The organism is Williamsia sp. Y853 (assembly GCF_056786495.1).
Genome location: NZ_JBXCJC010000001.1, coordinates 155134 through 172912 on the forward strand (window position 1 = coordinate 155134; position 17779 = coordinate 172912).

A 17779-nucleotide genomic window follows, 5' to 3' on the forward strand; every position below is an offset into this window, starting at 1 on the left:
TTCGTTGAAATCGTTTGCGGTGACCACAACTGACTGAGCGCGAAAACAGTCCGGCACCACCCGGATTGGGGATCCACCACAGGGCCGATGACCGCGTTCACGAAGCGCTACAGGCAGCCATCTACGAGGGTGTACCCACCGGAATCGAGGCAATCCTCATCGCCGAATGAGTGCGCAAAGAGCTCGACGCGGAAGAGGCCACACGCGCAGCCAGACACCAGTTGCCCACCGGACAAGCCACGATGGGTAACTGGTTATCGGTTCCGTGCCCCCTCAGGCAGGCAGGGCGCCGTGTTCGCCCAGTGCAGGCGGCGCGCCGTATTCGGGTTCGTAGCCGGTGATCCGGATCGGACTGCCGACCAAACTGAACTGTCCGGCTTTGACCACCATGTCGGGGTTCTCCGCCAGGGCCTCGGGCAGCGTCCGGATAGCGGCGGCCGGCACCTGCAGCGGACGCAGCCGTGCTTCCCAAGAAGCCGCCGTATCAGTGGCCAGCGCCGCCGTCACCACCGCAAGAACCTCGTCGCGGTTCGCGGCCCGCTCGGCCATGGTGGCAAATCCCTCGATGCCAACCTCGCGCGAGAACGTCCGCCAGAATCCGTCGTGTGTGATGAACAGTGCCAGGTATCCGCCAGCGGTCGGGAACAGCTGCGCCGGAACGTAATAGGAGTGAGCACCATTGGGCATCCGGCGTGGCTCGGTGCCTTCATTCAAGTATGCCGACGCGCGATAGTTGAGCTGCGAGAGCATCACGTCGCGCAGTGACACGTCGACCTGCCCACCCTTACCGGAAATGATCTGCGCGAGAAGACCCAACGCGGCCGTGAGCCCCGTCGAGTTGTCGGCGGCAGAGTATCCGGGCAAGGTCGGCGGTCCGTCCGGATCGCCGGTCAGCGACGCAACGCCGGTGACCGCCTGGATCACGTAATCGAACGCCGGATCATCACCCTGATCGAGGCCGTACCCGGTGAGCGCAACGCAGACGATCTTGTCGTTCCACTTCTGCAGTGCCTCATAGGTCAATCCGAACTTCCGGATCGCCGAGGGCTTCAAATTCACGACCAGCGCATGCGATTCACTGGCAAGTTCACCGAGGCGCGCCTGGCCCGCATCGGTGGTGAGGTCGAGGCAGATACTGCGCTTGCCGCGATTGAGGCTCGCAAAATATGCATCGCTCACCTGCCGCGACAGGTCTCCGGTTGCCGGTTCGATCTTGGTGACCTCGGCACCGAGATCCGCGAGCATCATGGTCGCGTAGGGGCCGGCCAGGATGTGCCCGACCTCGAGGACGCGAATCCCGGCCAGGGGTCCAGAACTCATCGCAGGTCCGCCACGAGCCCGGCAATCACGTCCCGGGTGCGGTACTTGGAAGCGATCAACTCATCGCGGGTATCACCGATGGGCAGCAGTCGCATCGACAGGTCTGTCACGCCGGCATCCTCGAACTGCTTGAAGCGCTTCATGATCGCCTCCTCGTCACCGACGGCACACAGGTCGCCGACGCTCTTCGCGTTGCCCTGATCGAGCAGTCGCTGATAGTTCGGAGAGACCTCGGCTTCGGCCAGAATACGGTTCGCCCGCTCCTTGGCCTCATCGACCTGCGAGGGCGCACACAGGCAGACCGGAATACCGGCCACGATGCGAGGCGCGCCGCGTCCGGCCTTCTCCGCCGCAGCGGTGATCTTCGGAACCACGTGATCTGCCACAGCTCGCTCGTCGGCCATCCACAGGATGGTGCCGTCGGCGTGCTGGCCGGCGATGTCGAGCATGACCGGCCCGAGGGCGGCGATCAAGATCGGCAGCGGGGCCACCGGTCCGAGATCGAGTGGGTTGTGCACGTTGTACGTCGAGTTGACGACGTCCACATCACCCGGCGCCTTTTGCGCGGCGTTGAGAACCTCGAGATAGTCACGCGTGAGCCTTGCCGGCTTCTCGTACGGGAGACCGAGCATGTCCTCGATGATCCAGTGGTGCGACGGCCCGACGCCAAGGGCCAGCCGACCCCCGGTTGCCGCATGCGCCGACAATGCCTGTCGGGCAAGGGCAATCGGATGCTGCGCCTGTAGCGGCACCACGGCCGTACCGATTTCGATGCGAGAGGTCTTGGTGCCCATCAACGCGACGGTGATCAGCGCGTCGAAGTCGGTGGGGATCTGCGGCACCCAGGCCGTGTCCATCCCGGCCTCTTCGGCCCAGACGATGTCGGCCATCATCCGGTCGACCTTCTTGGCCGCGTCACCCCGCTCCGGACCAATCATTACCCCGACGCGCACGATACCTCCAAGTTTACGAAATTAGTTCTCCCACATGGCTTGTTGATTCATGTGGCAGATTGGTCCTGGTTCTCTTCGGGCGGCCTCAGGCCGGTGCCGCGGTACCTGTCAGTTCCCGCATACCGCTCACGAGCTTGTCGAGCGGGGTCGCCGTTGGGAACACGGCCGCCGCGCCGATGTCGAGTAGCTTCTGCACGTCGGACTGCGGAATCGTGCCGCCGACAATCACTTTGATGTCTCCGGCTCCGGCCTCACGCAGAGCGTCGACCAGGCGCTTGGTCAGGCCGATGTGGGCGCCCGAGAGAATGCTCAGACCAACCACGGTGCAGTCTTCCTGCAGTGCAATCGAGACGATGTCCTCGATCCGCTGCCGAATACCGGTGTAGATCACCTCGAATCCCGCATCACGCAGGGTGCGGGCAACGATCTTGGCGCCTTTGTCGTGGCCGTCGAGGCCGGGCTTGGCGACGAGGATACGGGCGGTCATCAGAACACCACCGGCTGCGAGAATTCGCCCCACACGTCTTTGAGTGCGGTGGTCATCTCTCCGACGGTGCAGTATGCATTTGCACAATCGATCAAGGGTTGCATGAGGTTTTCCGTTCCTTCCGCGGCTCGCGACAATTGCGCCAGCGTGTTCTTCACGGCCTCGTCATCACGCTCGGCCTTGACCTTCGCCAAACGCTTGAGCTGCAACTCGCGCCCTTCGGCGTCGAGTTCGTAGGTTGCGATATCCGGTGCGGCCTCTTCGGATGCAAAGCGGTTCACACCGACAACCGGGCGGACGCCACCCTCGATCTCCTGGTGGATCTTGTACGCCTCGTCGGCGATGAGCCCCTGCAGGTAACCATCTTCGATCGCGGCAACCATGCCACCGTGATTCTCGAGATCGCTCATGATCTCGATGATCTTCTTCTCGGTGGCGTCGGTGAGAGCCTCCACGAAGTACGAGCCACCGAGCGGATCGGCGACGCGGGTGACACCGGTTTCCAGGGCCAGGATCTGCTGGGTGCGCAGCGCCATCGTTGCCGACTCCTCGCTGGGAAGCGCGAAGGGCTCATCCCAGGCGGCGGTGAACATCGACTGCACACCACCGAGGACCGAGGCCATCGCCTCGTAGGCGACGCGGACCAGGTTGTTCTGGGCCTGCGGTGCGTACAGCGAGGCGCCGCCTGCCACACAGCCGAACCGGAACATCGCGGCCTTCTCCGTCTTGGCGCCGTACCGTTCCCGCACGATCGTCGCCCAGCGGCGACGGCCTGCCCGGTACTTGGCGATCTCCTCGAAGAAGTCGCCATGTGTGTAGAAGAAGAAGGAGATCTGCGGCGCGAACTGATCGATGGTCATCCGACCGCGCTCGACAACCGTGTCGCAATAGGTGACACCGTCGGCGAGCGTGAAGGCCATCTCCTGCACGGCATTTGCACCCGCGTCACGGAAATGCGCACCGGCAACCGAGATGGCGTTGAAACGCGGGACCTCGGCGGCACAGAACTCGATGGTGTCGGCGATCAGTCGCAGCGACGGCTCCGGTGGCCAGATCCAGGTGCCACGCGAGGCGTACTCCTTGAGTACGTCGTTCTGGATTGTGCCCGTGAGTTTTTCGCGGGGCACACCCTTCTTCTCGGCGGCAGCGACATAGAGGGCCAGCAGAATCGCGGCCGTGCCGTTGATCGTGAAGCTGGTGCTGATCTTGTCCAGCGGGATGTCGGCGAACAAGATCTCTGCGTCCGCGAGGGTGTCGACCGCACACCCCACCCGGCCGACCTCGTCGGTGAACTCGGGATCGTCGGAGTCGTAACCGCACTGGGTCGGAAGATCGAGTGCCACCGAAAGTCCGGTGCCACCCTGCCCGAGCAGGTACTTGTACCGCTCATTCGACTCTTCGGCGGTTCCGAATCCGGAGTACTGACGGAAGGTCCAGAGTCGTCCCCGATAGCCCGACGGAAAGTTACCGCGGGTGAAAGGGAACTCGCCTGGGGCGGGCGGGGTCGACCCCTCGGGATTCGGTCCGTACACCGACTCAAGAGGGATGCCAGAGGAGGTTTCCACGTTCTCGTTCATTGTTGAATACCGTACTTGCAAAAAATGAGAATGCCAATACCATTTATCGTGAATGGTCCTTGAGCTGCTGCTCAACGCAGTGGCAACGGGCCAATCGGAGAGAGGACCGCACACCAGATGACGACCGACGCCACCCGCCGCGAGACTTATGACGCAGGTATGAAGGTTCGCGAGGAGGTGGTCGGGGCCGAGTACGTCGCACGTGCGGTCGCCGCCACCACCGATTTCACCCGCCCGATGCAGGAGCTGGTGACCGAGTATTGCTGGGGCGCGGTGTGGACCCGCCCCGGACTCGGGCGCCGCGAACGCTCGATGATCAACCTGGCGATGCTCACCGCCCTGGGCAAACCGACCGAACTCGCCGCCCACGTCCGCGGCGCACTCACCAACGGGGTGACCCCGGAAGAAATCCAGGAGGTCCTGTTGCAGACCGCGATCTATGTCGGTGTCCCGGCTGCGCTCGAATCCTTCCGAGTGGCAAACGAAATCGTTGCGGAGCACCTCGCATGAGCGCACGAGAGAAGAATCGGGTCGCGTTCGTCGGCTTGGGCAACATGGGCGCGCAGATGTCGATCCGACTGCTCGACGCCGGTTACGACGTCGTCGGTTTCGACCCGACCGAAGCAGCTCGCGACGCCCTCGTCACCGCGGGCGGCAGGTCCGCCACCACCGCGGCCGAAGCCGTCGTCGGTGCCGAATACGTCATCCTCATGCTGCCGAGTTCACGTGTCGTCGAGGTCGTGCTCGGTGACGAGGCGGTACTGGCCGCACTGAATCCCGGGACCACCGTCATCGACATGAGCTCGTCGGAGCCACTGTCGACGGTCGAACTCGCCAAGGCGGTCGAGAAAACCGGAGCAGTCCTGGTCGACGCACCGGTCTCCGGTGGAGTTGCCGGTGCGCAGGGCGGGAAGCTGACGATCATGGCAGGCGGTACCGCAGAAGCCGTCGCCGCGATCTCCGATGTGATGGCGCCGATGGGAACGATGACCCGGGTCGGCGACACCGGTGCCGGTCACGCCCTCAAGTCGATCAACAACCTGATGGCAGCGGTCGGTCTCTTGGTCACCTCCGAAGGCGTCGCCATCGGACGGCGTTTCGGCCTCGACCAAGAGCTGATGGTGTCGATGCTGAACTCATCAAGCGGCCAGAATGCGGCCACGGATGTGAAGTTCCCCCGGTTCGTCATCCCCGAGACCTATAACTCGGGCTTCCGGATGGAACTGATGCTGAAGGACATGCGGATCGCCACCGGACTCGCATCGGCGATCGGTGTCCCCACCCCGCTCGGCGAACGAGCTGTCGAGGTCTGGGCTACCGCCGACAAAGACCTCGGTCCCGGAGCCGATCAGACCGAGATTGCGAAGTGGACTACTTCCCAAACCCGATAATGTGCCCTTTTGGCGCAGGTTTTCCCAGGTGGACGCCGCCAGAACCCCACACTATCGGGGGGCGGTAGGCGACTGGGCGAAGTGCGCCTCGATGATGGCCCGGACGGTGTGCCGGCAGCGACCACAGTCGCGGCCGGCACCACAGGCATTCGCAACTTCTTTGGACGTGCGTGCCCCGTCGATCACGGCCTGCTCGACGACGTGACTCGTAACCCCTTGGCACAAACAGACATACATCGCGGATACCTGCGACTAACCGATCATCTGTAGTTCCATGACCCGCTCCAACTTTCCGACGAACAGCGGCGGGTACACGCCGACACCCGCGCCCTGCATCCATTCGGCAGCGGCGTCAGGTCGCTCGACCCAGGCGATGGCATTTTCCTCGGTGTCGAGTTCCACCAGGATCATCACTTCCTGGCGATCGTCGAAGGCCTGATAGATCCAGACCTTGCGCACCCCGGAGGCAATGAACCGCCGCAAACTGACACGGACCTTTTCCAGCAGAGTCGTCACGTCGTCCACCGGCGCAATGGCGGCGACGATGATGCCCGAATCCCCTGACGCGGGCGATTCGAGTTCGATTTTTTCGACGACATCGCCTGCGAACATCGGTGGAATTTCTTCGACGCCTGCCGCGTCGTACCAATCCATCACCGCGGGGCTGCGCAAGAGTTTGTCGATCGATCCCCGATCACGCAGTCCCAGCGTGGCGAACACGCGTTTGGGATCGTGAAGCGCCCGGTAGACAACGAGGTGATGGGCGCCGAGACGGGCAAGCGAATCATTGTTCACCGCAAGGCGTTCCAGGATTCCGGCTTCGTCGGACACGGAGAAGTCCGCGGCCAGAATTCGCGAATGCTGGGTCATTTGAGCCCGTCCCTGCTGTCTAAGGTCTGTCATTGCCGGTCGAATCGCCATGCTACCGGGTAAATTGATTTGAGCGCGTGGGTTCATACGGCCCCACCAGGACCAGCCCTCCCGGTGTCTGAAAACACCCGCTTCTTTTGACGTGAGGAGAAACCATGCAAGGAGATCCCGAGGTTCTCAAACTGCTCAATGAGCAGTTGACCAGTGAACTGACGGCAATCAACCAGTACTTCCTGCATTCGAAAATGCAGGAACATTGGGGATTCACCGAAATAGCCGCCACCACCCGCGCCGAATCCTTCGACGAGATGAACCACGCCGAAGCGCTCACCAACCGGATCCTGCTGCTCGACGGCCTGCCCAACTACCAGCGGTTGTTCTCGCTGAAAGTGGGCCAGACCCTGCGCGAGCAATTCGTCAGCGACCGGGCCATCGAGGTCGACGTCATCAACCGACTGAAACCGGGAATCGCGATGTGCCGTGAGAAACACGACACCACCAGTGCAATTTTGCTGGAAGGGATTCTGGCCGACGAGGAAATCCATCTCGACTATCTCGACACCCAACTCGAGTTGATGGACACGCTCGGCGAGGCGCTATACCTCGCGCAGTGCGTGGCACGCCCTCCGAAGTGATCCGGGTCGGTCGCGTGTAGGTCGTTGAGGCGATATCGACGCCCCCCGGCTCTGCGACTACCCTCGGTTCCAAAGGCGATGACACGAGGGCCTGACACCGGGCCCTCGTGTTTTCGCATGGTTCACGTGAGGAATTGATGTTCAAGAAGGTCGGCACGGTCATCGCAGCCCTGTGTGCTCTACTCGCACTCACCAGCCTGGGGGTGTCGACCGCAACGGCAGCCCCTGCGAAGATCGACCTCGGCGGTGGGTCCGGACTCCTGTTCCCAGAAGGTCGCGGCGGATTCAGTGCGTGCACCCTGACCACCATCGGACACGATCAGAACAACGCCCTTGTCGGACTGACTGCCGGACATTGCGGGGATGCCGGTACGCCGGTCCTCGCAGAATCGGCCAGGTCCGCGGGGTATATCGGCCAGATCGTGTACACGAACGAGGTCCTCGACTACGCGATCATCCGGTTCGATGCCGCCAAGGTCAATCCCGTCCGACAGATCGGCGGCGTGACGATTCGCGGACTTCGCACGCAGGCGCCGCAATTCCTCGAATTCGCATGCAAGGAAGGCCGCACCACCGGCAATACCTGCGGCATCACCTGGTTCTCGGACGGCTTTGCGCACTTCAGCCAGATCTGCGTCGTCGAGGGTGATTCCGGTAGCCCGGTGGTTGTCGGCGACCGCCTCGTCGGCATGGTCAACGCCTACTACTTCCTCGGCTGCATCGGCCCCGAGACCGGCACCAACATCAAGCCGATCCTCGACGACATGCGTCAGCGCGGCATCACGGACTTCCGCGTCGCCTGACCTCTGCGGTCGGGAACTTTCCTGATTCCGCCCACCTCTGCGACTCCCCCGAACCCGATCTCGGCATCGACGTCGGCACCGAAGGGAGCCTGCGGCAGGTGGGCGGTTTTCATTGCGTTCTGATAGATCGCAACAAAGGCTGCGGCCAGCGCCACGCCGAGTAGGACTGCGATTATCACGGCTTCGATTCCCATGTCCAAAACTATGCGCTCGAAAAGATCAAGCCAACAGTGGCCGATTTGACCTTCGTCGCAAATTTACTGCCATACTGGTTATGTGTTGAGATCAGCCGCAGTCATCTTGCAAGAACCCGTGGCGGCGTTCGAGTACGGCGTTGTCAGCGAGGTCTTCGGCGTTGATCGCACCGACGAGGGTGTACCCCGGATCGATTTTCGGGTGTGCGGGATCGAACCGGGCAAGCCACTGAACTTCACCACCGGCGCCCAGATCATCCCCACCTACGGACTCGACGCCTGCGCCGACGCCGACCTCGTGGCGATCCCGGCCGGGGGGCTCACCGCGGACTACCCCGAAGAAGTACTCGATGTCCTTCGTGCGGCTGACAAGCGTGGCGCCTACATCCTGTCGGTCTGCACCGGCGCGTTTGTGCTCGCCGCCGCCGGACTCCTCAACGGGAAGTCAGCCACGACGCACTGGCGGTACGGCACGCAGATGTCCGAACTGTTCCCCGAGGTCCGCATCAACACCGACGTCCTCTATGTCCAAGAGGGCAACATCATCACCAGCGCAGGCACGGCCGCCGGTATCGATGCCAGCCTGCACCTGATCCGGACGGAACTCGGACCGATCGCGGCAAACAAGATCGCCCGGCGGATGGTGGTGCCTCCCCATCGCGATGGCGGGCAACGTCAATTCGTGAAAGAGCCTGTCCCCGAATGTGATAGCGACGGATTCGGGCAGGTCCTAGGCTGGATGCTGACCAATCTCGACACCGATATAGCCATTTCCGACATGGCCGCAAAAGCGCATATGTCGCCGCGCACGTTTGCCCGCAGATTCCGCGACGAGGTGGGCACCAGTCCGCTTCGGTGGCTCACCGAGCAACGGGTGCTGGCCGCGCAGGGATTGCTGGAGTCGAGTGATCACGGCATCGAGGAGATCGCGCGGCAGGTGGGATTCGGTTCGGCAACGCTGCTGCGTCACCACTTCTCGACCGCTGTGGGCATCACACCCACTGCGTTCCGGGGCCGCTTCGGCTGCGTCGGCTGACTCCGGCGTCCCTCTACGATGGGTCCGACCCCCGACCGGAAGCAGCGGAGACGATGACCAGCAACTCAGGCGATTCAGGTGACCGCCGTCCGGATCTGAACAAGCATCCGGACAACACCGAAGCGACGCAAGCATTTACGCCCCCGGTCAATCCCTACCCTGCGCAACCGACGTACCCGACATCGTCGTCCGACCAGTTCGCGCCGTATACCCCTCCGCAGTACGGGGATCCGCTGCAAACCCAATACCCCTCGCAGCAGTATCCGCCACAGCAATACCCGACGCCCCAATACCCGACGCATCAATACCCGGCACCCCAATACCGGGCACTGCAGTATCCCGAGCCCGAGTTCGCGATGGGTGGCCCTCCGCCGGTGCGGCTACAACCCGCCGCGACCGCAGCAACTCGCGCGCTCGGGGCCGTGGCAATGGTGGGCGCATTGCTGTTCATCGCGTACGGCTGGTTGACATGGGCTTCGTTCGAGCCGAAATACACCGATGCGGCGAAGGTTTCGGTCAACGGCTGGGGTCAGGTGTTCCAGGATGGTTCGCAGCTGATCATGGATCCGGGAACAACCGGGACACCCTTCGCGGCGATCTTCATCCCGTTCTTGGTACTGCCGGTGGCCATTTTGGCGCTGCTGGTCATGTGCAACATCGGCCGTTTCGGCAACTCTGTCGCGATCCTCGTCCTGTCGGTCTTACACCTGTTCGTGGCACTGGTATTTCTTGCCGTGCCCAGCACGTGCATCATCTTCGACGATGACGAGGATTCGACCCTGTTCGATGGGCTGAACGACTTCTCGACAGGGCCTGGCGCCATCCTGGCAACCGTGACATTGGTGGTCATGACCGGGACAAGCATCGCGGGAATCGTCCTGGGTCACAAAAAGATCAACCCACCACCCTCTGCACCGGCGGGATACGGCGGATATCCCGGATACTGATCCCTCAGTCGGCCGGGGTGTCGGGCTCATAGGAATCGGCGAAAGAGATCCGCGGCATTGTGGTCGCCGCGTAAACCGTCAGCGCCAGGAACACCAAGAAGGTCAGTGCGAAACCGGCTGCAACAGCCGCAAATCCGTAGTGGACGGCGCGTTCGATGATGCCGTCGCCGGACACCCACAACGAGGCGAATACCGACAGCACGGTACCCAGTAGCGCCCAGGCTGCTCCCCTTGCCCGCGGTCCAACGGTCGACACATAGAACAACCGCTCATAGATGGCCGTCTCGAACTCCTCGACGGCGGCCGCCCGCACCGGATCGTCCCCGGCGACCGTCCGCAGTTTCACCGCCAGTTCGACGTCCTTGCCGAGACGCTGCGCCTCGGTCTGCCGATACCAGACGTACAGGCCCACCCCGATGACCACCGCCAGAACGAAAATCCCAACACCCACTGCCGCCCACGATGTGTCATTCACCTGACACACGTTACAGAAAACGTCCTATCACGCCAGCGCGCCCGAGGCCGCGGACGACACCGGTGATCATTTGAACTGTGTATGGGTCTGTTCACCGGAGTCCGGGATGCCTACGATAATGCGGTACCAAAGTGCAGTTTTCGAACTCATAGGGGAATGGGTCAGATGGCCGAGTTGATCGGATTGACCAAGCGCGTTGTCGAAGCACGCCTGAACAACACGTCAGTCAAGGCAGTGAGCGGATCGATGATCTCGTACCAGGGGCAGGTCGAATTCAAATCGGCCGGATTCGGCGGCGGATCAGGCGTTCTCGCCGGGCTCAAACAAAAGGCGACAGGCGAATCGCTGAAGTTGATGGAGTGCACCGGAAATGGCATCGTGCACCTGGCGATCAACGCGCAGTACACCACCGTTCTGCAACTCAACAACGAGACCATCCAGGTCGAGTCGCGCCAACTCCTGGCCATGGCAGGCAACTTGCAGACCAATGTCCAATTTTCCGGAGTCGGCGGGATGTCCAGCGGTCAAGGACTTTTCACCACCACGGTGACCGGCAGCGGCCAGGTCGCGTTGTTGTCGGCAGGCGGACCGCTGATTCACCTCGAAGTCAATCCCAATCTCCCGTTGGTGGTCGATCCAGACGCATTTGTCTCCGCCAAAGGCCAACTACAGCAGTCCTTTGTCACCGATGTCAGCTGGCGTTCGATAATCGGCCAGGACGGCGGTGAGGCCTTTTCACTGCGCTGGCAGGGTCAGGGTGTTGTGTCCATCCAACCGGCGGAGCGGTGAGCGACATGGTTTTTGAGAAGATCAACTCGAAGGTTGTCAAGGTCGACGTCGGCCAGGCCGGTGGTGTGGTTGCCCGAAAAGGCGCCATGCTCTTCTACACCGGCCAGATTCAGTTCTCTCCGCACCAGATTCCCGGGGCCGGCGGAATGCCTGGTCTTGGCGGTATGGGTGCCATCGCCGGTATGGCAGGCCGGATGATGCGCGGTGAGCACGAGGCCACCATGATGGCGCAGGGGCACGGCCAGATCCACTACGGATTCGGCGGGCTCGCAGTGCATGTCATCGACATGCCCCAGGGCGGCACCGTTACCGCCGATGCGTCCAGAACACTCGGCTACACCGCGGGTCTGCAGGCCTCCATCGTGTCGATGACGTCCCAGGGCAACGGCAACGGCGGCGGCGGTGGCGGACGCGGCGGTGGTCTGATGGGAGCACTCCGCGGAGCGGCAACCGGCGCACTGACCGGCGACGGCATGTTCACCACTCAGTTGCAGGGAATGGGTTCGGTGGTCTTGCTGGCCCACGGCGAGGTGCTGGAGATCCAGGTCGGCGGCCAGTACCCGGTCGTCGTCGACCCGCAGGCGTTTGTCGGCACATTCGGAAATGTGCAGACCCAGCTGAAGTCGACCGCGGGCTGGCGCGATGCCGTCGGACGTGGAGCCGGCGAGGCGATGCAGTTGCTGTGCCAGGGGCAAGGGACCGTGTTCGTGCAAGCGTCCGAAGAAAAGCTGTAGGGGAAAGCCATGAGCGACATACTCAATCCGTCAATGCTGCAGGGCGATGACAACATTCCCGGCAACAGCTACGCGTACTACATGCAGATGACCAAGCCCTGGATCATGTCCAAGGGCGCCATGATCGCCTACTACGGGCAGATGCAGTTCCAGGCCCTCATCCAGGGCATGCAGACCTCGATGATGCAGCAACTCGCAGGCACCATCAGCGCACCGCTGTACATGGGCGACTTCATCATTGCCCAGGGACAGGGCACGCTCATCATCGGCGACCGTGGATACGACATCAACTCCTACGACCTCGAAGACGGCAACCTGACGGTGCGTGCCGCGAACCTCCTGGCATTCGAGCCGGGACTGCAGCTCAACCAGTCGATCGTCCCCGGATACCTCACGCTCATCGGAAGCGGTAAGTTCCTGGCGTCGTCGAATGGACCGGTCATGTTCGCCGAACCACCGCTTCGCGTCGACCCCGAAGCCCTTGTCGGATGGGCCGACTGCCCCTCCCCCAGTCATCATTACGACCAGAGCTGGGTGACCGGATTCATGGCCGCGGGCGCGGCCATGATGGGTGCGGCCAGTGGAGAAGAGCAGCAGTTCGACTTCACCGGATCCGGCACGGTCCTGATCCAGTCCAGCGAGAAGGTCATCAACGACCACAATCTGGTGCGCAGCCTGGAAAGTCAGATCCCGGGCCTGTCGTCGGTCGGGCTCACGCGGCTCAACCAGAAGATCCAGTCACAAATGGCGCAGCAGCAACAAAGTTACTGAGTCCGGGCAATATTCGGGTACATCCGGTGGACGGTCGGACTACAGCAGGTAGAGCAGTGTGAGTCCGGCCGCACACGCGGCCACAGAGAGAATCAACGAACCGGCGGCGTAGACCATTGCCGCACCACGTCGCTCTTGTTGGATCAGTTGAACGGTCTCGACACTCGCGGTACTGAATGTGGTGTAACCACCGCAGAATCCGGTACCGATGATGGCTTGCAATTCGGTGGCGCCCGCGTGATACATCACAGATCCGGCCACCGCGCCGATGATCAGGGAGCCGGTCACGTTGATGACACCGGTGCCCCACGGGAACGTCACCGAGATCCTGCGCTTGGCCTCCGAATCGATGACAAACCGGAGGACGGCACCCAGTGCCCCTGCCAGCGCCACCCAGAAGATCATCGGTGCCGCACCGATCTACCGTGAACCGCTGCTGCCGCCGATATCCCGGCCCAGGCCATCAGGCCTCCCACGACAACAGTCGTCGCCATATATCCCACCGCCGTACCGAGATTGCCGTCACGAAAGAGCAGCGTCGACTCCAGGGAAAACGCGCTGTAGGTCGTGAAGGTGCCACAGAATCCGGTCCCCAGGAACAACCGCGCGCGCTGACGCCACCCGATATCGGAGCCCATGCGAACCAGCGCCTCCAGCACCACGCCCAACACGAAGGCTCCGACCAGGTTGATCAGAAATGTGGTCCAGGGCCACCCGGATGGTTCAAAGGGGTAGGCCTTCTCCAGGAGATAGCGGGCTCCGGTACCCAACAGGCCGCCGACGAAGATCGGGACCAGCGCACTCAGGCGCAGATGCAACGGGCGGTCGGACATCTGTACGAATCTACTGCCCGCAAGCGGTACAGGCGATTTCACACGCAAAAGCCCCCCGCGGCCGGGGGGATGGCCGTGGGGGGCTTTACGCCAGGCGATGCGGGCTGCGCATCACCTGCGGTCTCGGGTCAGGCGACCTGCGCCTGCCACATCCAGTGCAGCTGCTCGAGCCGCGCAGCAAAGCCGATCAGCAGATCCTGGGTGACCGGATCAGCCTTTTCGGTGGCCTCGATACGGGACCGCAGTCCGTCGACAACGGTCTTGATGTTGGCGACGATCTCCTTCACCACATCGACGTCCTTGGTCCAGCCATCGCCGAAACCCTTGGTGCCTGCCGTCTTTGCCACGGTCTCAGCCCGACCGTCCGGGCTGACACCGATCGCGGTGGCACGCTCTGCCGCGGCGTCGGTGAAGTCACGCGCAGCCGCGACCAGTTCATCCAGTTCGAGGTGAACCGAACGGAACTGCTGGCCGACGACGTTCCAATGCGCCTGCTTGGCGATCAGCGACAGGTCGATCATGTCGACAACGGTCTCCTGCAGCGCCTTACCTGCCACAGCCTGCTGGTCTTTGCTCAGTGTGCTGGTGATGGGATTGGTCATTCCGCTACCTCCTGTGCGCGCAAAAATGCGATTGAGTCTGTTGGGTTCAACCCTGGCCGACAGACGCCTATTCCCCGTTTCGGACGCCCTCTTCGACCCGCTTGCCCAGGTCTGCATCCACGTTCTTCCAGTACTCGAACACACGCGAGAGAACCGGCTCCCGAACGCCACCGAGCACGTGTCCAACGATGTTGCCCACCAGTCGTTCCCGGGCCTCATCGTCGAGCACCTCGCGATACAGGATTCCCGCCTGCGTGAAGTCACCGTCTTCGGCATGTTCGATGTAGCCGGCACGAATTGCCCGCCCATCGAACTCCCACAGCCCTTCGTCGCCGGCCGCTTCTGGATCGGCATGCGGTCCGCCGAACGAATTCGGTGCATACACAGGGGTGTTCGGGTCACTGAAGGTGTAGGCCATCGCGCCTTCCTTCGAGTACGTGTTGACCGTGGCGGCCTTCGCCGCGTTCACCGGCAGTTGCGCAAAATTGGTCCCGATGCGGTGCCGATGGGCGTCGGCGTAGCTGAAGACCCGGCCGAGCAGCATCTTGTCGGGCGAAAAGCCGATTCCCGGAACCACATTCGACGGCCCGAACGACGCCAGCTCGATCTCGGAGAAGAAGTTCTCCGGATTCCGGTTCAGCGTCCACTTGCCGACCTCGATCAGCGGGTAGTCCTTCTGCGACCAGACCTTGGTCAGGTCAAACGGATTGAACCGGTATGCCTCGGCCTCTGCGACCGGCATGACCTGGACCTTCATCGTCCACGTCGGGAACTCGCCACGCTCGATGGCCTCATAGAGATCCTGGCGGTGGTAGTCGGGATCGGTACCGGCAAGTGTGTCGGCTTCGGCCTGGGTCAGGAACTCGATCCCCTGATCGGTCTTGAAGTGGTACTTCACCCAGAAGCGCTCACCTGCGGCGTTCACCCACTGGTAGGTGTGCGAACCGAAGCCGTCCATGTTCCGCCAGCTCTTCGGGATGCCCCGGTCACCCATCAGCCAGGTCACCTGATGCGCAGTCTCCGGACGCAGCGTCCAGAAGTCCCACTGCATGTTGTGGTCACGCAAACCCGAACCGGGCAAGCGCTTTTGACTGCGGATGAAGTCAGGGAACTTGATGGGGTCCTTGATGAAGAAGATCGGCGTGTTGTTGCCGACGAGGTCGTAGTTGCCGTCCTCGGTGTAGAACTTCATCGCGAAGCCGCGGGGGTCGCGCCAGGTGTCAGGGCTGCCCTGCTCGCCGGCCACCGTTGAGAAGCGGACCAGCGATTCGGTCTTCTTGCCCGGCTGCAGGAACTTGGCCTTGGTGTACTTCGACACGTCTCCGGTGATCGTCAATTCGCCAAATGCGCCGCCGCCCTTGGCATGTACAACCCGCTCCGGGACCCGCTCGCGGTTGAACTGGGCGAGCTTCTCGATCAGGTAGTGATCGTGGAGCAGGATCGGCCCCTGGGTTCCTGCGGTCAGCGACTCGTTGTCGCTCGACACCGGGATCCCAGCGTTGGTGGTGGTCCGTGGGGTCATTTATTTACCTCCTGTTGAGTTCGCGCCGAGCGCTGCTCAATGCGTATTGAAAGGTGTTGCACTTCAAGAAGATATAAAGATACTGGCGCCGACCCCAATGGCCGGCGGCAGAGCTTCGGGGATCTAACCCTGCTCAGGCTTCACCTGGCATTGCGAGCAAAGTCCCCAGAACGTCACTTCGGCCTCGTCGATCATGAAGCCGTGATCGACATTTGGCTGCAGGCAGGGTGCCATGCCCACCACACAATCGACGTCACGGACCTCGCCGCAACTCCGACACACGAGGTGATGATGGTTGTCGCCGGTCCGACTCTCGTACCGAACGGAAGACCCGGCCGGTTCGATGCGGCGCAACAGTCCCCGCTCCGAGCAGACCCGCAGGACGTCGTACACGGTCTGCGTGGACACGCCCCCGAGCTGCTCGCGGACGCGGGCAGCAACGAAGTCGGCCGTGGAATGCGGATGGGTCTCCAGCAAGCCGAGAACAGCCAGGCGTGGCGCTGTCACCCGAAGACCCACCGCACGCAGCTGCTGCTGCGGGTCGCTGGGAGGCTGCTGGAAACTCATGAGACCGACCATACCGCCTTTTCTGGAATGAGTCCAGATAATACTTGGAATCTTTCCAGAAAACTCGAAATGGCAGGTAGCCGCCCTGATCGTGGCCATGAGGGTGATTGGAAGAACGGTAAACGGGGAACAACTCCGTGGTGACCACCTCATCGAACGACCCCATCGAAAACCCACCGAGCGAGACAGAAGACCGCGGGCAACCGGACAGCATCGTCTCGCTGACCGATGCCAGACGGCCGGATGGGCCCCGCCCGATCGCCCGCGCATTGCTGGCAGTCGAGAATGTGAAAGCAGTCGACGGACCGGCCAACGCACTTGCCGGCCTCCTGCACACCAAGTTTCCTCCGGCAGCCCTGACATTCCTGCGCGGGCAGTGGCTGGGGCATCCGCTTCATCCCATCCTCGTGACCGTCCCCATCGGGGCCTGGATGGCCGTGCCGCTGCTCGATGCGACAGGCCAACGCGCCGCCGCCCAGCGTCTGGTCGCATTCGGGCTCATGGCCGCAGTTCCCGCCGGCGTCACCGGCCTCGTCGAATACACCACGCTCGACACACCTCAACGCCGTGTCGCGGTATTCCACATGGCGACGAACACGATCGGCATCGCCTGCTTCGCCCGATCCTGGCGAAAGCGTCGGCGTGGGAACGCAGTACGCGGATCGATCTGGTCGCTGGCAGGACTTGCCGTCTCCGGTGTCTCGGGTGCGCTGGGTGGACATCTCTCGTACGCCCAGAGCGCAGGGGTGTTGCGGGAACGGTAGGGCGAACGACCACCCCTGGCAATCAGCGCAGAAGTGCTTCGCCCGAATCGGACTGGACAGACGCACCGACGAGTTTCTCGAGCATTCGCGTCAACTTGGCGGCATCTCTGTCACCGACGGAATCCGAGAACTCCTTGATTGTGGGTTCGGTCAAGCTGTTCCAGTCGGCGAGGGCAGCGGTGCCCCGAGCCGACACGAGGATCAAAACCTTCCGTCGGTCGTTCGCGTCCGCGCGGCGCAATACCAGGTTGGACGACACGAGCTTGTCGATGATCTTGGTCAACGTCGGAGCAGGCATACCCACGTGATCTGCGATGGCAGTCATCGGCGAACCGGCGGTATCGGCAACAAAGTTCAGGATCCGCCATTGATCCACGGTCGAACCGCACTGTGCAAGGGCAACTTCGAGCCGCCGGGCCAACTCACGTTCGGCGAGCGTCAGCAAGCGGAAGAACCCCAGGGTTCCACCGGTTCCGCCCAGGGATGACTCCGCCATGCATAGAGACTCT

General features: G+C 62.5%; 24 protein-coding genes. 10 read left to right on the forward strand and 14 right to left on the reverse strand.

Annotated elements, in window-relative coordinates:
• Positions 1-273: 273 nt before the first annotated feature.
• From AC1TPF_RS00790 to AC1TPF_RS00805, 4 genes are all read right to left on the reverse strand, one after another.
• Complete coding sequence (locus AC1TPF_RS00790; RefSeq protein ID WP_482142217.1) at positions 274-1320, reverse strand: CaiB/BaiF CoA transferase family protein; 1047 nt, start codon at positions 1318-1320, stop codon at positions 274-276.
• Positions 1317-2273, reverse strand: coding sequence for a TIGR03564 family F420-dependent LLM class oxidoreductase (locus AC1TPF_RS00795; protein WP_482142218.1), 957 nt, complete (start codon positions 2271-2273; stop codon positions 1317-1319). The genes AC1TPF_RS00790 and AC1TPF_RS00795 overlap by 4 nt, the downstream gene beginning before the upstream one ends.
• Before the next feature lie 85 nt (positions 2274-2358).
• Complete coding sequence (locus tag AC1TPF_RS00800) at positions 2359-2760, reverse strand: cobalamin B12-binding domain-containing protein (RefSeq protein WP_482142219.1); 402 nt, start codon at positions 2758-2760, stop codon at positions 2359-2361.
• Positions 2760-4337: a methylmalonyl-CoA mutase family protein gene (locus AC1TPF_RS00805; protein WP_482137061.1), complete on the reverse strand. Its 1578-nt coding sequence runs from the start codon at positions 4335-4337 to the stop codon at positions 2760-2762. Before AC1TPF_RS00805 ends, AC1TPF_RS00800 begins: the two co-directional genes overlap by 1 nt.
• Positions 4338-4454: 117 nt before the next feature.
• Between AC1TPF_RS00805 and pcaC the strand changes: the two genes are divergently transcribed.
• The gene (pcaC, locus tag AC1TPF_RS00810) at positions 4455-4847 is read left to right on the forward strand and encodes a 4-carboxymuconolactone decarboxylase (RefSeq protein WP_482137060.1); all 393 of its coding nucleotides are present in this window, start codon (positions 4455-4457) and stop codon (positions 4845-4847) included.
• The gene (locus AC1TPF_RS00815; protein WP_482142220.1) at positions 4844-5728 is read left to right on the forward strand and encodes an NAD(P)-dependent oxidoreductase; all 885 of its coding nucleotides are present in this window, start codon (positions 4844-4846) and stop codon (positions 5726-5728) included. Before pcaC ends, AC1TPF_RS00815 begins: the two co-directional genes overlap by 4 nt.
• 51 nt (positions 5729-5779) lie before the next feature.
• Here the strand turns inward: AC1TPF_RS00815 and AC1TPF_RS00820 are convergent, their stop codons facing one another.
• Positions 5780-5965: a (2Fe-2S)-binding protein gene (locus AC1TPF_RS00820; RefSeq protein ID WP_482137058.1), complete on the reverse strand. Its 186-nt coding sequence runs from the start codon at positions 5963-5965 to the stop codon at positions 5780-5782.
• A 15-nt stretch (positions 5966-5980) separates the two neighbouring features.
• Positions 5981-6598 carry a fatty-acid--CoA ligase gene (locus AC1TPF_RS00825; RefSeq protein WP_482137057.1) on the reverse strand — a complete coding sequence of 206 codons (618 nt, stop codon included), beginning with the start codon at positions 6596-6598 and terminating at the stop codon, positions 5981-5983.
• A 155-nt stretch (positions 6599-6753) separates the two neighbouring features.
• Between AC1TPF_RS00825 and bfr the strand changes: the two genes are divergently transcribed.
• On the forward strand, positions 6754-7233 hold the full coding sequence (gene bfr, locus AC1TPF_RS00830) for a bacterioferritin (protein ID WP_482137056.1): 480 nt from the start codon (positions 6754-6756) through the stop codon (positions 7231-7233).
• 137 nt (positions 7234-7370) lie between these two features.
• Positions 7371-8036, forward strand: coding sequence for a chymotrypsin family serine protease (locus AC1TPF_RS00835; RefSeq protein ID WP_482142222.1), 666 nt, complete (start codon positions 7371-7373; stop codon positions 8034-8036).
• Here AC1TPF_RS00835 and AC1TPF_RS00840 read toward each other — a convergent pair.
• A complete protein-coding gene (locus AC1TPF_RS00840; RefSeq protein WP_482142223.1) occupies positions 8003-8230 on the reverse strand; it encodes a hypothetical protein in 228 nt (75 codons plus the stop codon). The two genes, AC1TPF_RS00835 and AC1TPF_RS00840, sit on opposite strands and share 34 nt — an antisense overlap.
• Positions 8231-8312: 82 nt before the next feature.
• On the opposite strand from AC1TPF_RS00840, the gene AC1TPF_RS00845 reads away from it, so the two are divergent.
• Together AC1TPF_RS00845 and AC1TPF_RS00850 are read left to right on the forward strand one after the other, a co-directional pair.
• Positions 8313-9266, forward strand: coding sequence for a GlxA family transcriptional regulator (locus AC1TPF_RS00845; protein ID WP_482142225.1), 954 nt, complete (start codon positions 8313-8315; stop codon positions 9264-9266).
• Between the two features lie 53 nt (positions 9267-9319).
• Positions 9320-10213, forward strand: coding sequence for a hypothetical protein (locus tag AC1TPF_RS00850; RefSeq protein WP_482142227.1), 894 nt, complete (start codon positions 9320-9322; stop codon positions 10211-10213).
• 4 nt (positions 10214-10217) lie between these two features.
• Here the strand turns inward: AC1TPF_RS00850 and AC1TPF_RS00855 are convergent, their stop codons facing one another.
• Positions 10218-10688 (reverse strand): hypothetical protein, encoded by a 471-nt coding sequence (locus tag AC1TPF_RS00855; protein WP_482142228.1) that lies wholly within the window; start codon positions 10686-10688, stop codon positions 10218-10220.
• Between the two features lie 165 nt (positions 10689-10853).
• Here AC1TPF_RS00855 and AC1TPF_RS00860 point away from each other — a divergent pair, with 165 nt between their 5' ends.
• From AC1TPF_RS00860 to AC1TPF_RS00870, 3 genes are read left to right on the forward strand one after another with little or no spacing between them, the layout of a single operon-like run.
• Positions 10854-11477: an AIM24 family protein gene (locus AC1TPF_RS00860; protein ID WP_482142229.1), complete on the forward strand. Its 624-nt coding sequence runs from the start codon at positions 10854-10856 to the stop codon at positions 11475-11477.
• A gap of 5 nt (positions 11478-11482) precedes the next feature.
• Positions 11483-12211, forward strand: coding sequence for an AIM24 family protein (locus AC1TPF_RS00865; protein WP_482142231.1), 729 nt, complete (start codon positions 11483-11485; stop codon positions 12209-12211).
• 9 nt (positions 12212-12220) lie between these two features.
• Positions 12221-12982 carry an AIM24 family protein gene (locus AC1TPF_RS00870; RefSeq protein ID WP_482137048.1) on the forward strand — a complete coding sequence of 254 codons (762 nt, stop codon included), beginning with the start codon at positions 12221-12223 and terminating at the stop codon, positions 12980-12982.
• A gap of 39 nt (positions 12983-13021) precedes the next feature.
• Here AC1TPF_RS00870 and crcB read toward each other — a convergent pair whose 3' ends face one another.
• The 5 genes from crcB to AC1TPF_RS00895 all read right to left on the reverse strand — a co-directional run bounded on the left by crcB (position 13022) and on the right by AC1TPF_RS00895 (position 16506).
• Positions 13022-13387: a fluoride efflux transporter CrcB gene (gene crcB, locus AC1TPF_RS00875; protein ID WP_482137047.1), complete on the reverse strand. Its 366-nt coding sequence runs from the start codon at positions 13385-13387 to the stop codon at positions 13022-13024.
• Positions 13384-13815 (reverse strand): fluoride efflux transporter FluC, encoded by a 432-nt coding sequence (locus tag AC1TPF_RS00880; protein WP_482142232.1) that lies wholly within the window; start codon positions 13813-13815, stop codon positions 13384-13386. The genes crcB and AC1TPF_RS00880 overlap by 4 nt, the downstream gene beginning before the upstream one ends.
• Before the next feature lie 128 nt (positions 13816-13943).
• Positions 13944-14417, reverse strand: coding sequence for a Dps family protein (locus tag AC1TPF_RS00885; RefSeq protein ID WP_482142234.1), 474 nt, complete (start codon positions 14415-14417; stop codon positions 13944-13946).
• A gap of 67 nt (positions 14418-14484) precedes the next feature.
• Positions 14485-15939 (reverse strand): catalase, encoded by a 1455-nt coding sequence (locus AC1TPF_RS00890; protein WP_482142235.1) that lies wholly within the window; start codon positions 15937-15939, stop codon positions 14485-14487.
• Between the two features lie 123 nt (positions 15940-16062).
• Positions 16063-16506: a Fur family transcriptional regulator gene (locus tag AC1TPF_RS00895; RefSeq protein WP_482137043.1), complete on the reverse strand. Its 444-nt coding sequence runs from the start codon at positions 16504-16506 to the stop codon at positions 16063-16065.
• A 140-nt stretch (positions 16507-16646) separates the two neighbouring features.
• On the opposite strand from AC1TPF_RS00895, the gene AC1TPF_RS00900 reads away from it, so the two are divergent.
• Positions 16647-17270, forward strand: coding sequence for a DUF2231 domain-containing protein (locus AC1TPF_RS00900; RefSeq protein WP_482142236.1), 624 nt, complete (start codon positions 16647-16649; stop codon positions 17268-17270).
• Between the two features lie 22 nt (positions 17271-17292).
• On the opposite strand, the gene AC1TPF_RS00905 is transcribed toward AC1TPF_RS00900, so the two are convergent.
• On the reverse strand, positions 17293-17766 hold the full coding sequence (locus AC1TPF_RS00905) for a MarR family winged helix-turn-helix transcriptional regulator (RefSeq protein ID WP_482137041.1): 474 nt from the start codon (positions 17764-17766) through the stop codon (positions 17293-17295).
• Positions 17767-17779 lie beyond the last annotated feature (13 nt).